Here is a 13,131-nt window from a genome sequence, read left to right as displayed (position 1 = left end):
TTATAATAATACCGGTAGGGGACGGAAGTTGCGTCCCCCTTTTTTTCTATCCTGAGGGGGACAAACCATGTATCGTTGGCTCAGCGCATCCTATTTCCGTACGGTACGCGCAAAATTATCGGCTGCTTCCATCGTCTGTATTTTAGTTCCGGCCGTCCTGACCATGTTGATTTACAATTCATTGACGCAGGAGGCCGTTGAGGAGCAGGCCAGCGCGAATGCGACAGACGCGATGAAGCTGGTGAACGGCTCGGTCAACAGTTTATTGCAAGGCATGCTGAACCTGACGAATTACATTCAAGTGAATTCGGATATGAATGCCTTTTTTAAGCAAAGCGTGAGAGAACAGCCCATCGACTTTTACAGCCGTTTTACGGCGACTAACCGTATTATGCAGCAGCTCGAGAGCTTAACCTATATCGGAGAGAAGAGCTATATCAGCATTATTCTTACGAACGGCACTACTTTTACGAACTATTCGAAGGACGAGTTCGATCCGATGCTTTTTTTGAAGGAGCCATGGTTTAAACATCTTCAGGAATTGGATGGGCTGCAATCCTATTGGGTAGGCTCGACGCCCACCCTATTTCCTTATGATAAACACGACAGTCCGTATCAAATATCGGTGGCGCGCACGCTGCGGCTGGACAGCTCGAAAATCTACGGATACGTTATCGTGACGATGATGGAAAACAAAATCAGCCGGATTTTTGACGGTCTGACAGGGGGGCGGGAAGTCATGCTCGTTGACGGGAGCGGAAACATTATCTCATCCCCCCACCGAGATCAAATCAACAAACCGTTCCTTTACAGCGGGCAAATGGACTGGAATAATCAAAAACCCACGTCCGAAATCATCAATGACGGCGATCAGAAGATGCTGCTGACGAAGGCGAAGCTCAGCTTTAATGATTGGCATCTGGTTGCTGCGCAGCCCTATCAGGATGCGATCGTCAACATCAGTTCGATTTTTAAACGAGTATTCCTGTTCCAGCTGATTTCTTTCTTTGTTTTCCTTCTCCTGCTGCTTACCCTGATGCGAACGTTCACTAGGCCGCTTATCCGGCTCGGGAAGGTCGCGGCAGGCGTTCAGCGGGGGAATCTCGAAATCCGCTCCGGTGTGCGGGGTCAGGATGAAATCGGCCGACTAGGCTTTCTGTTCGACCAAATGCTGGATCGCATCAAGGATATGATCGCCGAGGTGTCGCAGACGCAGGCAAGAAAGCGGAAGGCCGAGCTCGCCATGCTGCAAGCCCAGATCAATCCGCATTTCCTCTTCAACGTACTGAATTCGATCCGAATGAAGGTCATGCGCGGCGGAGATCAGGACAGCGCGAAAATGATCGCCTCCTTATCCAAGCTGCTGCGGATGACGATCAGCAGGGACGATGACGTCATTACGCTGCATGAGGAGATTGAACTGCTGACACATTACGTGGAATTAATGAATCTAAGGCAGAAGAACGAAGTTAAGCTTGTGCTCGATGTGTCCGTTTCGGCTTTTCATGTGAAGGTTCCGCGCTTCATTCTTCAGCCGCTCGTGGAGAATGCGCTGATTCACGGTTTAAGCCAAAGCGCGGGGACGATTCAGATCGAGACCGTCATGGAAGAGACGGAGCGGTTCATGGAGCTGTCTGTCGAGGATGACGGCAAAGGGATGGAGGAGGAAGCGCTTAACCGCCTGAGAGAGCGCTTATCGGCCGAATCGTCCGAAGCCAAGCAGGTGAAGGAAAGAACGGTATCGGGTCTGTCGGGCATCGGGGTTGAAAATGTGGCCGAGCGCATGCGAATCTTATTCGGAGACGCCTTCAGCATGACATTCAGCAGCCAACCCGGTTCGGGAACCCGGATTATGATGAGAATTCCAATCCAAGAAGGGAGTCGCACTCATGTATAAAGTAATGCTCGTGGATGATGACTATCCGGTGCTGGAGTTGTTGTCCGAGGTAGTCGACTGGGAATCGCTCGGCCTGCAGTTATGCGGTAAGCATGAGAATGGGCTGGCCGCCTGGGAGCACGCCCAGCAAGAAAAGCCCGATATTCTCGTAACGGATATCGGGATGCCCAAGATGGACGGATTGGAGCTTGCCTCCAAAATGAAGCAGCTGAACCCTTCGGTCCGGATCGCGATATTATCATGCCACAGCGAGTTTCAATATGCGCAGCAGGCCATGCGCCTAAACGTGCAGGATTATTTGCTGAAGGATCAGCTCGATCCGGAGGACTTGGTCAGACTGCTCGGAAAATTCAAGGCCGGTCTCGATGGGGAGCGGCAGATGCATCAGGAGCAGAACCAGATGAGGCATGTGGTCAATGAAACGCGGGAGCTGCGCAAAGAAAAAACGTTCCGCAATTTCATTCAACAGCCGTTGATCTTTGCGGCGCAGTGGCAAAAGGAATTCAGGACTTACGGTCTGCTTGATGCAGGCGAGCATTGTATTCCCGTAATAGGCTGCATCGAAAATTACGGCGTGATCAAGAACCGCTTTGATTCCGATCAAACGCTTCATTTCGCGGTCAGCAACGTGATGGAGGAGCTCAGCGGCACGCTTCCGCTCCATACCGTGCATGTCGGTTACAGCAATCGTGAATCGCTCTTTTTGTTCGCATATAAGCCAGGCATCAAGAGAAATGTCCATGATCAGGTGCAGGAGAGCTTGCACGGCATACAGAATACGCTCGGCAAGGTACTGAAAATACGTATGGCCTTCCTGACCGGCCGCGGCTGCGACAGCCCGGAGGGGCTCAAACAAATGCTCAGCGCGCTGGTCTCCTCGGAGGAACAACGGTTCTATTTAACCGAGGGTGAAATCGCCAAGTGGCAGCCGGATGTCTTGCGTGCAGCAGGGCTGTTCGCGCACTACGATTCAGCGGGTGCGGAAGCCAGGGAAGCGCTTATCGCCAAGGACGAGGCGGAGATCGTGGCTACCGCCGTCAAATGGGAAGCCCTTATTCGGGAGTCCAGATTTCCTTCGGATGAAGTAAGGGATTGGGTGCTCAAGCTGCTGATTGATTTGCGTCTCAAGCTGCATGCCTTGCTCTATACGTCGTCAGCTACGTCAGCGGAGACGCTTCACAAAGAAATCGTCCAGTTCGATTCGCTTTGGGGATTATTCCAGTGGCTTAAATCGCATTTACGTTCCTACATTTCGGTGAGGGAAGAAGGCACGCCGGCGAGTAAGCGCCGTGAGGTGACCGAGGCATACAACTATGTCTCCCTGCATCTCGGCCGCAGAATTACGCTGGAAGAAGTGGCCGCGCATCTGCATATGAACCATAGCTATTTCAGCCGTTTCTTCAAAAAGGAGACCGGTATGACTTTCATCGAATACGTCACGCGCAAGAAGATTGAACGAGCCAAGGAGCTGCTCGATCAAACAAGCCATTCCGTGAATGAAATTTGCGCGATGCTGGGTTACGACAATCAAAGCTACTTCATTAAGACCTTCAAGACGCAGGCAGGGGTTACGCCAACCGAATACCGCGGCTAAATAGCGTCCTTACGGGATAGCAAGGAATGAGCATTGCCGCGGTATAATGCGCTTGAAAGAAATTTCTAAGACAGGTGGGAACGATGAGATGTCTGCAATATCGATTAGTGCGATCCAAACAACGCAATGGCTGGATGGAGCGAAGGTTCAGAGCGCCGCGAAAATACGTAAGATAAGCACCCGAAACGGAGTTGATCCGCTGGTTTGCGGCGGTTGCTTTTTCCTCAAAGGCCATTCGGGTCTGAAAGGAGGCTGCGGCATCCCATGGGAATGATTGAGCATGCCATTGCATCGAATCCGCTGCAAAGCAAAGCGGATCTGGAGCTCGCTTTTCACCAGCTGGTGAAGCCTTTGCTTCCTTATTATTCAAAAGGAGGGGCACGCCTAGACCTTGGTGTAACCGGAGCGGGCTACGCGCCTGAGGTTGCGCAGATGGAAGGATTTTCGCGCGTGATGTGGGGGCTGGTTCCGCTCATCGCAGGCGGAAGCATTGACGAGCAGCTGCTGGAAATCTGTCTGAACGGCATAACGAATGGTATCGATCCTTTGCATGAGGAGTACTGGGGGGCGATAGCAGACTACGATCAACGCCTCGTTGAAATGGCTGCGCTGGGCTTTGCTCTTGCTGTTATCCCCGAACGAATCTGGGAGCCGCTTAGTCCCAAGGCCAGGCAGCAATTTTATGATTGGCTAAACCAAATCAACGAGCATCCGGTCTATGAATGCAACTGGCTGTTCTTCCATGTGCTGGTCAATACGGGTTTTTATAAGCTGGGCTTGCCTTATGCCAAAGAGCAGATGGAAGAGAATTTGCAGCGAATCGAAGCGTTTTATCTGGATGAAGGCTGGTACGCGGACGGAATCGGAGGGCACAGCGATTACTACGTGCCATTTGCCATTCACTACTATGGTTTGTTATATGCGAAGCTGATGGGCGCTGAAGACCCGGAGCGGACGGCACGCTTCAAAAACCGCGCAGGCATTTTTGCCAAACAATTTATCAGTTGGTTTGCCGAGGACGGCCGTGCTATCCCATATGGCCGCAGCATGACGTATCGCTTCTCGCAGGGCGCAATATGGGGCGCGCTTGCATTTGCAGACGTGGATTCCTTCTCGCCAGGCATACTCAAGGGTTTGGTTATGCGGCATCTTCGCTGGTGGTTTAAGCAGCCGATATTTGCAAACGACGGCGTTATGACGATCGGCTACACCTATCCGAACCTGATTATGGCCGAAAATTATAATGCTCCGGGCTCCGTATACTGGGCTATGAAAGCTTTTCTGCCGCTTGCCTTGCCGGAGGACCATCCTTTCTGGCTGGCCGATGAGCTGCCATTGCCGGTGCTGCCGAGTCTATCGGTCCAGCGGTCCCCGCATATGATTATATGCCGGCAGCAGGAATCAGGGCATATCGCGGCCTTTAATGCCGGGCATTTGACAACAAATGAACATACCCATACCTCGGCCAAATACGAAAAGTTTGTTTATTCCGCATCGTTCGGATTCAGCGTGCCGCGGGCGGAGTGGGGGCTTTCGCAGGGGGCATTCGACTCGATGCTGGCCCTTAGCGAAGGCGACAATCTTTACCGGGTTCGAAGAAGAAACGAAGAAACCTCAATCAGCGGCGATTGGATTGCGGCAAGGTGGAAGCCTTGGCGCGATGTGGAGGTTACGACGTACATTCTGGCCGGTTTGCCTTGGCATCTCCGTGTTCATTATATAGAGACGGCCAGGGAACTGGACGCGGCAGAAGGCGGCTTCGCGCTGCCGCTGGATCATACGCTTGCTCTGATCGGGCAAGAGGGCGCTGCCGCCGCGCAAAGCGCATTCGGAGGCAGCGGCATTGCCGGAATCATGGGCTACGAGCATGCGGAACTGCTGCGCGTTCAATCGAATACGAACCTCATGCACCCAAGAACGGCGATTCCGACGTTGAAGGCGCATCTGAAGCCGGGCGTGCATGTGCTCGTGTCCGCCGTTTATGGCGAGCCTGGAATAAGCAGTGCCTTCGCGCCGCAGGATTGGCAGAAGCGGTTTACGGTAACTTCCGAAGCCAGTCAGTTAAGAATAACGGGCCCTTCGGGCAAGGAGCTAATAATAAGCATGTAATATAAAATAGTTATTAGCATTCCTATCTATTTTCAGCCTGAAGTTCCCAATCGCGGACCTCTTAAACAGAGCCGTGTTTGGGAACTTTTTTATTATCCCTGGCTGCCGTGCAAATCTATCGAACCTGCTCAATGAACCTGCTCGCCGCGCTGGAAAGCGGCATGTTCCGCATAATCATGATCCCCACATGCGTGGGCGGCAGCTGCACATCTAATTGAATTTCGAAGAGAGAGCCTTCTTCCAGCTCATTCGATACGAATTCTCTGGTGACGTATGAAATTCCGAGTCCTTTCCGTGCAAACTCGATAAGAAGTTCCACGCTCCCGACCTCGATTTCAGGCTTGAGCGTATAACCGTAGTTTTGAAATAATTCCGTTATGGCCATTCGCGCCCGGCTGTTGCGCGAGAAGAGGATAACGGGATGCTGAAGAAGCATATCGAGCGTTAGAACTACATCCTTCAGCTCGGCATAACGGGCCCCCGCTACGAAGCAATCTTGCAGCTTGATGCTCTCCGTCACTTCTAACTGCGAATCGACGATCGGCATGCGAACGACGCCCAAATCAATTCTTCCCTCCTTTAAGAAAGTAATGATTTCCGGAGTCGTTCCATGATTCAAGTGAAGCTTGATGCCGGGATGATGACGATGGAAATCTTCCAAATACGGAAGCAAATAATGCTTGAACAGCGAATCGCTACCGCCGATACGCAGCTCGCCGCTGTCCAGATTTTTGAGCGCCGCCATTTTCTCTTCGGCCAGCGAGATAAGGATATGGGACTGCTCAATATAGGAATACAGCATGGTGCCCTCTTGCGTAAGCGTAACGCCCTTTGAAGTCCTGTAAAATAACGAAATGCCGAAGCTGTCTTCCAGCTGTTTGATGGCATGGCTGACGCTCGGTTGGGTGAGGTACAAGGCTTTGGCAGCCTTCGTCAAACTTCCCGTTTTCGCAGCCCAATAAAAAACCTTGTACAATTCATAATTATTGTTCATAGACATGGTCTATAGCTCCTGTGAAATATATTAATTACTTGTATGGTTCCTAATCGTATTATAGTGGAACTAAGAAATAGAAACCAGAGCTTGCGGAGAGAGGAAGAAGGAGAATATTATGCCTATAACGAAAACAATTGATCAATTAGCTATCGATACGATCCGAACCTTGTCCATCGATGCCATTAACAGCGCCAATTCCGGACATCCAGGATTGCCGATGGGAGCAGCGCCGATGGCGTACGCCCTTTGGTCCCAACATTTAAATCACAATCCCGGCCATGCCAAATGGTTTAACCGCGACCGCTTCGTTCTATCTGCGGGCCACGGTTCGGCTTTGCTGTACAGCCTCTTGCATTTGTCAGGATACCAGGTATCGCTCGAAGATTTAAAACAATTTCGCAAGCTGAACAGCAAAACGCCGGGACATCCCGAATTTGGGCATACGGATGGCGTTGACGCGACAACCGGTCCTCTTGGACAAGGCGTTGCGATGGCTGTCGGAATGGCAATGGCCGAAGCTCATCTAGCTTCGAAATTCAATCAAAACGGTTTCCCGGTTATCGATCATCACACGTATGCGCTTGTCGGAGACGGTTGTCTTATGGAAGGAATTTCTTACGAGGCAATGTCCATGGCAGGACATATGAAGCTTGGCAAATTAATCGTATTGTATGATTCAAACGACATTTCATTGGACGGTGCGCTTAATCTTTCTTTCGGCGAAAATATTCGAAAAAGAACAGAATCAGCGAACTGGGAATATATACGGGTTGAGGACGGAAATGATATTGCAAGCATTTCCGAAGCGATCGCAGCCGCGAAGAAAAATGATTCGCAGCCGACGCTTATCGAAATTCGGACGATTATCGGTTATGGCAGTAAAGTAGCGGGAACGAACAAAGCGCACGGCAATCCGCTGGGCAAAGAAGAAGCGAAAGCAACGAAAGAAACTTACGGCTGGGAATATGAGAATGAGTTCACCGTTCCGGAAGAAGTCAAAGCTCATTACGAGCAGCTTAAACAAGCGGGCGCGGCTAAGGAAGAGGAATGGAACCGTTTGTTCGCTTCTTATAAAGCACAGTATCCTTCGCAGGGCAAGGAGCTTGAGCTGGCTATCGGCGGTACCGTATTGCTGGAAGCCGAGGACATTCTTACGTTTGACGAATCCAAAAGCATTTCGACCCGCGTAGCGAGCGGCCAAGCTATCAATCACTATGTGAAAACCGTACCTTCCATTTTTGGCGGCAGCGCAGACTTATCGCATTCGACGATGACGGACATCTCGGGCGGGCAAACATTCGCTGTTGATTCCTATTCAGGCCGCAACATCTATTTTGGCGTCCGTGAACACGCGATGGGCGCTGCCGGGAACGGCATGGCGCTGCATGGCGGCGTAAAACCATTCGTGAGCACCTTCTTCGTATTCAGCGATTATTTGCGCCCGGCGATTCGTTTGGCCGCGCTGCAGAAGCTGCCCTTGATTTACGTGTTCACTCATGATTCAATAGCTGTAGGCGAAGACGGGCCTACGCATGAACCTGTCGAGCACTTGGCTGCACTTCGCACGATTCCAGGACTTACGGTTATTAGGCCGACGGATGCGAACGAAACAGCCAGCGCATGGGCGTATGCTTTGCAGCAAAATGATGGTCCGGTAGCACTGGTGCTCAGCAGACAGAATCTTCCGATATATGAGTCGACCAAGGCGAATACGGAAGACGTAGCCAAAGGAGCATACATCCTAACGGAAACTAACAATCAGCCGGATCTCATCCTGATTGGAACAGGTTCCGAGGTATCGCTTGCAGTGAGCGCTAAAGCCGAGCTGGAGCGGGATAACATCTCTGTGCGCGTGGTTGCCATGCCGAGCAGAGAATTGTTCGACCGTCAATCTGTTGACTACAAAGAGAGTGTTCTTCCAGCTTCCATTACGAAGCGTATTGCGATGGAAGCCGGCATTTCGTTAGGCTGGGAACGTTATGCGGGACATAGCGGAAAAGTGTTATCGATTGATACATTCGGCGCTTCGGGCCCGGGTAACGAAGTCTTGGAATACTTTGGTTTCTCCACGGAGAATGTAGTACGATTGGCAAAAGAATTGCTGTAGTAAAAATAAAGAACTATAAAATAAACGGAGGTAGTTAACTATGAAATTTTTTATCGATACTGCAAATCTGGTAGATATCAAAAAAGCGTATAAAATCGGAGTTTTGTCCGGCGTAACGACGAATCCATCTTTGGTTGCCAAAGAAGGCGTAAAGTTCGAAGACCGTATTGCCGAGATTTTGCAGGAAGTGCCAGAAGTTGAATCCGTTTCTGCCGAAGTAACGCCTGATGCGATTACAGCCGAAGAAATGATCGCGCAAGCGAATGAACTGATCAAAATCAATAATAGCGACAAAAACATCACCATCAAGCTCCCGATGACGTTGGCTGGTTTGGAAGCTTGCCGTTACTTGACTAAAAAAGGCGTGAAAACGAATGTAACGTTGATTTTCACGGTGAACCAAGCGCTCTTGGCCGCTCGCGCAGGCGCTACTTATGTTTCTCCATTCTTGGGCCGCTTGGATGACATTTCGGAAGACGGCGTCCTCCTAGTGTCCAAAATCGCTGAATTGTTCCGCACGCATAACCTGGATGCGCAAATTATCGCTGCATCCGTCCGTCACCCGGATCACGTGACTCGCGTAGCAATGGCTGGTGCGCATATCGCAACGATTCCGTTCTCGGTTATCGAACAAATCTCCAAACATCCTCTAACGGATCAAGGGATGGAGAAATTTGCTGCCGATTGGAAAAAAACAGTTTCATAATAAATTTTGATGTCGATCATACACAGAAACGCATTCCAATGGAATGCGTTTTTCTTTTGGTGAGAGGAATGATCCGGACTCCGGCATTTGCCGCGGAACAAGCTATTTTACTATTTTGATGAATCACTGTGCGAATTGCGCCACTGGGTAGGCGTTACACCTATAAAGCGCTTAAAAACGGTCGCAAAGTGCTGGCTTGATTGATAGCCTAAACGATGTGAAATATCCGTTACCGAATCTTGGGATTCCACGAGCTGACGACATGCTGCTTTCACGCGAAGCCGCTCGACGTAAGTAATTGGCGGCTCTCCGGTAAATTCCTGAAAGATCCGATAGAAATGGGAAGCGCTGACGCCGGCGATTGCAGCAAGTTCTTCTACGGTTGGACGCCACTCCGGTTCATTGCCCATTTTGGCGATAAGCCCGTTAATTTGGTGAAGTAAATCAGGTGCGATCGCATAGGTGCTTGCGCTAGGCTGAACGATGGCAAGCAGAATATCAAGAAGGGCGCTGCGCACGGCGGTACTCCGGAGAGGCCCATCAATCGCTAGCGCTTTTTTTAATTTCTTGAATGACTCAACGGGAGGCAGTCCAATTTGCATAACACGAGGCAATCGTGATAGCAGCTGATCCATGAGTATGCTTTCTTCCGGAGCCAATTGAAGCCAGCCTTTCCGGTGAGGAGCGCTAATAATCAACCACCAAAATTTGCAGGGCTCGATCACGTTGAAGCCACCCCGGTGTTTCTCGCCGGGGCGTGAATGGAACAAATCGCCTGCCTGCGTCTCATAAAGTCCGCCTTCTAGCTCCCAGCGGGCTTTTCCCCGCTCAATCAGGACGAACTCATAGCATCCTGGATGTTCATGCTCATCAAGTGGCAACGCTTTACGCAATTCATCGCTTCCAAGCATAACAAACTCCGGTACGAGACGGATGCTTGGATCAATGGCTGTATTGTATGTCCAGCGGGCGCTTCGCGTTAAGGAGTTTTGCTCTTTTTCCGATGAAGCTGGTTTATTAGATTCTGCATGAGGTTTCGCCATGAGGAGTGATCTCCCTTATGTTTCTATATGCGTTCTATGTTTCTTATCCTACTTCGTAATCACATGAACGTCAAAGGGTGCCTGCGGAGGTTAAGATGATAGCAACCACAAATAAGGAGGCGCTATTTATGACATTGCAAGCCGAACGTTCTTACCAAATTACGCAAAAGGATAAGGAGTTATTTAACAGGGACGGGTATTGGATTAGCCCAAAACTAATTGACGACGAGCAAATTGAGCGGTTGCGCGAAGCGCATGATCGGATTTGGTCAGGAGAATATGACGGCGACGGACTGCCGATGAACCATTTTCGGCTAAGCGACAATCCGGACGCGCTGCGTAAACTGGACAATGGCTGGTGGATTAATGATGAAATACGAAAAATGGTAACGGATCCGTTGGTCGGCGAACTGTCGGCAGATTTGCTGGAGACAAATGAAATCCGGTTATGGCATGACCAGATCATATACAAACCGGGTATAGGCGATAAGATTTCCGGTGACGGTAATGTGGGATGGCATCAGGACTACGGCTATTGGCAATGCTCGGATACGCACGATATGATCACGGTCTGGATCGCTCTTCAGGACACGGACTTATCGAACGGCGGTATGATGACGATCTTGGGATCCCACAAGTGGGGGTTGATTCCAGACAGCGACTCGTTCTTCAATCAAAACCTGGAGGAGCTGAAGCTGAAGCATTCGGGTGACCGTGATTGGGTGGAAGAGCCATGTATCCTGAAGGCAGGTCAAGCAAGCTTTCATCACGGACTTACTTTCCATGGGTCGGGACCAAATCGTACGAATGATCCCCGGCTATCCGTCGTAGCGCATGTGATGAAAGGCGGCACCAGCTACCGAGCAGGGATACAACGACATGACAACATCCGTTTGCTGGGCCCGCGTCCTATTCATGGCCAAGCTTTCGCAAACGACTACTTTCCTATTTTGTTCAAAAGATAGCAACGAGGCTGCCGGAAGTTTTTCGGCAGCTATTTTTATTTCTCACTGGGAAGAACGAACGAATCGATAAAGAAGTGTAGGAATTATCGGTGGACTAGGGCTATAATTGAACTAGAGGACAAACACAGATGATGGCTATACCGTCAGACTTGAAGGAGCCAAAGCAATGAACCTGCCACTATCGCAAGCAAAGCAGCAATCCGTAAGCTTGAAGAAGTTATGGTCTTTTTTTCTGCCGTTAGGAATTTCGGCAAGTTTAGTCACCATTTCGCATGTTATCATTAACAGTACGTTGAGCAAGGCCGCTGACCCCGAACGCATTATCGCCAGTTATGCGGTTGCGATGAGTCTACTCGCTATTACGGAGCGGCCAGCCGTGCTGCTCAGGCAAACCAGTTCCGCGCTTGTCCGGGACAAACGGTCATTTATTTCGACGCTCACGGTTGCGCAGCTTGTGTTTGCCAGCATTATGGCGCTGGGGGTGATCATCAGCTATACGCCGCTTGGCACTCTTATTTTTAGGGGAGTGTTCGGTGTCGGCCATGACAACGTCCAAGATGTTATTCATGTGTATAGAGTGCTGATGTTCGTAAGCTTGTTTTCCGGTATTCGCTGCTTTTATCAAGGCGTTATTATATATAATTTACGGACGAAATGGTTAACGATCGGTATGGCGATCCGGCTGGCAGGCATGTATGCGCTTTCTCTGTATTTTGTGCATGCAGGGGTTACCAGCGGGACCGTAGGAGCTTATATTTTCCTATTCGGGATGATCATCGAAGCTGCAGTCAGCTTTTTGGAGGGACGATTGCTGGTCCGAAAAATGCCTGAAAAGCTGGAGAACCATCCGATAGAAAGAAAACGGCATGTTTTTTCTTTTTACAAGCCATTGCTGTTTTCGTCGTTTATTTCGGTATGGATCGGACCCGCCATCAATGCGATGCTGGGGAAAACTTGGGATGCCCAGTTGGCTATTTCTTCTTTCGCAATCGCGGCTAGTCTCGTCATGCTGATTAGCAGCTTTTTTAGTTATTTTCATCAGATTGTCATTAATTTCTATCGGATCGATCCGGTTGCGGTCCGAAAATTCGTTCTCATGCTTGGTTTCGTACCCGCCTTATTGATGGGGTTGATCGCGTTTACGCCTATAGGCATTATTTTGCTCGAGCATGTCATTGGCGTGCATGGACGGCTGCAAGGAGAGAGCATCCGGGTGCTGCAGGGCTTCGTGCTGTTTGCCCTCGTTATGCCTTGGCTCGATGTCATGAATGGTATTGTGCTTGTACGCGGGCAAACGAAGCTCATTATCGGCTCCCAAATTGCCAATTTGAGCTTTACCTTTACTACGTTGATCGTGTGTATCGTGTTATCGCCGGAATGGAACGGGACGATAGGGGCTTTGGCCCAATCGATCGGTATGGCAGCGGAGCTTGTATTTGTCGCCCTGGCGCTGCGGTTTATTAAACCACTGGATCGCGCTTAGCGGTTGTTTCGGGGCGGCAGCACCGCTTTTCTTTTAATGAAAAAAGTCATCGTTAGCGGGACACCGGCAGCGATGACTTTTTTTTGCTTACAGCTTGAAGATCAAAAAACAGCCAAAGCACTAAAAAAGCAATTTCAGTCAAATCCCGGGGCATTTTGAGCAACGCTGTCGAAAGCTAATTGCCTCCAAATATAATAATATAAAAGCAGTTTCAAATGGCCTACGCGTTT

At 50.1% G+C, this 13,131-nt stretch carries 10 protein-coding genes; 8 read left to right on the top strand and 2 right to left on the bottom strand.

The genetic code is table 11. The features are described from left to right. The first annotated feature begins 67 nt into the window (after positions 1–67). From MRBLPE1_RS04210 to MRBLPE1_RS04195, 4 genes are all read left to right on the top strand, one after another. A complete protein-coding gene (locus MRBLPE1_RS04210) occupies positions 68–1,897 on the top strand; it encodes a cache domain-containing sensor histidine kinase (RefSeq protein ID WP_364141920.1) in 1,830 nt (609 codons plus the stop codon). After that, positions 1,890–3,491 carry a response regulator transcription factor gene (locus tag MRBLPE1_RS04205; RefSeq protein WP_364141917.1) on the top strand — a complete coding sequence of 534 codons (1,602 nt, stop codon included), beginning with the start codon at positions 1,890–1,892 and terminating at the stop codon, positions 3,489–3,491. The genes MRBLPE1_RS04210 and MRBLPE1_RS04205 overlap by 8 nt, the downstream gene beginning before the upstream one ends. Before the next feature lie 88 nt (positions 3,492–3,579). Continuing rightward, a complete protein-coding gene (locus MRBLPE1_RS04200; protein WP_364141914.1) occupies positions 3,580–3,765 on the top strand; it encodes a hypothetical protein in 186 nt (61 codons plus the stop codon). After that, a complete protein-coding gene (locus tag MRBLPE1_RS04195; protein ID WP_414698850.1) occupies positions 3,762–5,600 on the top strand; it encodes a DUF2264 domain-containing protein in 1,839 nt (612 codons plus the stop codon). Before MRBLPE1_RS04200 ends, MRBLPE1_RS04195 begins: the two co-directional genes overlap by 4 nt. Before the next feature lie 115 nt (positions 5,601–5,715). On the opposite strand, the gene MRBLPE1_RS04190 is transcribed toward MRBLPE1_RS04195, so the two are convergent. Next, the gene (locus tag MRBLPE1_RS04190) at positions 5,716–6,594 is read right to left on the bottom strand and encodes a LysR family transcriptional regulator (protein WP_364144483.1); all 879 of its coding nucleotides are present in this window, start codon (positions 6,592–6,594) and stop codon (positions 5,716–5,718) included. 124 nt (positions 6,595–6,718) lie between these two features. Between MRBLPE1_RS04190 and tkt the strand changes: the two genes are divergently transcribed. Beyond that, complete coding sequence (gene tkt, locus MRBLPE1_RS04185) at positions 6,719–8,704, top strand: transketolase (protein WP_364144480.1); 1,986 nt, start codon at positions 6,719–6,721, stop codon at positions 8,702–8,704. Positions 8,705–8,744: 40 nt separating this feature from the next. Then, positions 8,745–9,410, top strand: coding sequence for a fructose-6-phosphate aldolase (gene fsa, locus MRBLPE1_RS04180; RefSeq protein ID WP_364141908.1), 666 nt, complete (start codon positions 8,745–8,747; stop codon positions 9,408–9,410). A gap of 110 nt (positions 9,411–9,520) precedes the next feature. Here fsa and MRBLPE1_RS04175 read toward each other — a convergent pair whose 3' ends face one another. After that, on the bottom strand, positions 9,521–10,453 hold the full coding sequence (locus MRBLPE1_RS04175; RefSeq protein WP_364141905.1) for a helix-turn-helix transcriptional regulator: 933 nt from the start codon (positions 10,451–10,453) through the stop codon (positions 9,521–9,523). Between the two features lie 128 nt (positions 10,454–10,581). On the opposite strand from MRBLPE1_RS04175, the gene MRBLPE1_RS04170 reads away from it, so the two are divergent. After that, positions 10,582–11,418, top strand: a complete 837-nt coding sequence (locus MRBLPE1_RS04170) for a phytanoyl-CoA dioxygenase family protein (RefSeq protein WP_364141903.1) — start codon at positions 10,582–10,584, stop codon at positions 11,416–11,418. A 166-nt stretch (positions 11,419–11,584) separates the two neighbouring features. Further along, complete coding sequence (locus MRBLPE1_RS04165) at positions 11,585–12,901, top strand: multi antimicrobial extrusion protein MatE (RefSeq protein ID WP_364141900.1); 1,317 nt, start codon at positions 11,585–11,587, stop codon at positions 12,899–12,901. Positions 12,902–13,131 lie beyond the last annotated feature (230 nt).

This window comes from Paenibacillus sp. LPE1-1-1.1 (genome assembly GCF_040676435.1).
Lineage (GTDB): Bacteria > Bacillota > Bacilli > Paenibacillales > Paenibacillaceae > Pristimantibacillus.
This window is presented reverse-complemented; position numbering and strand designations above follow the sequence as displayed.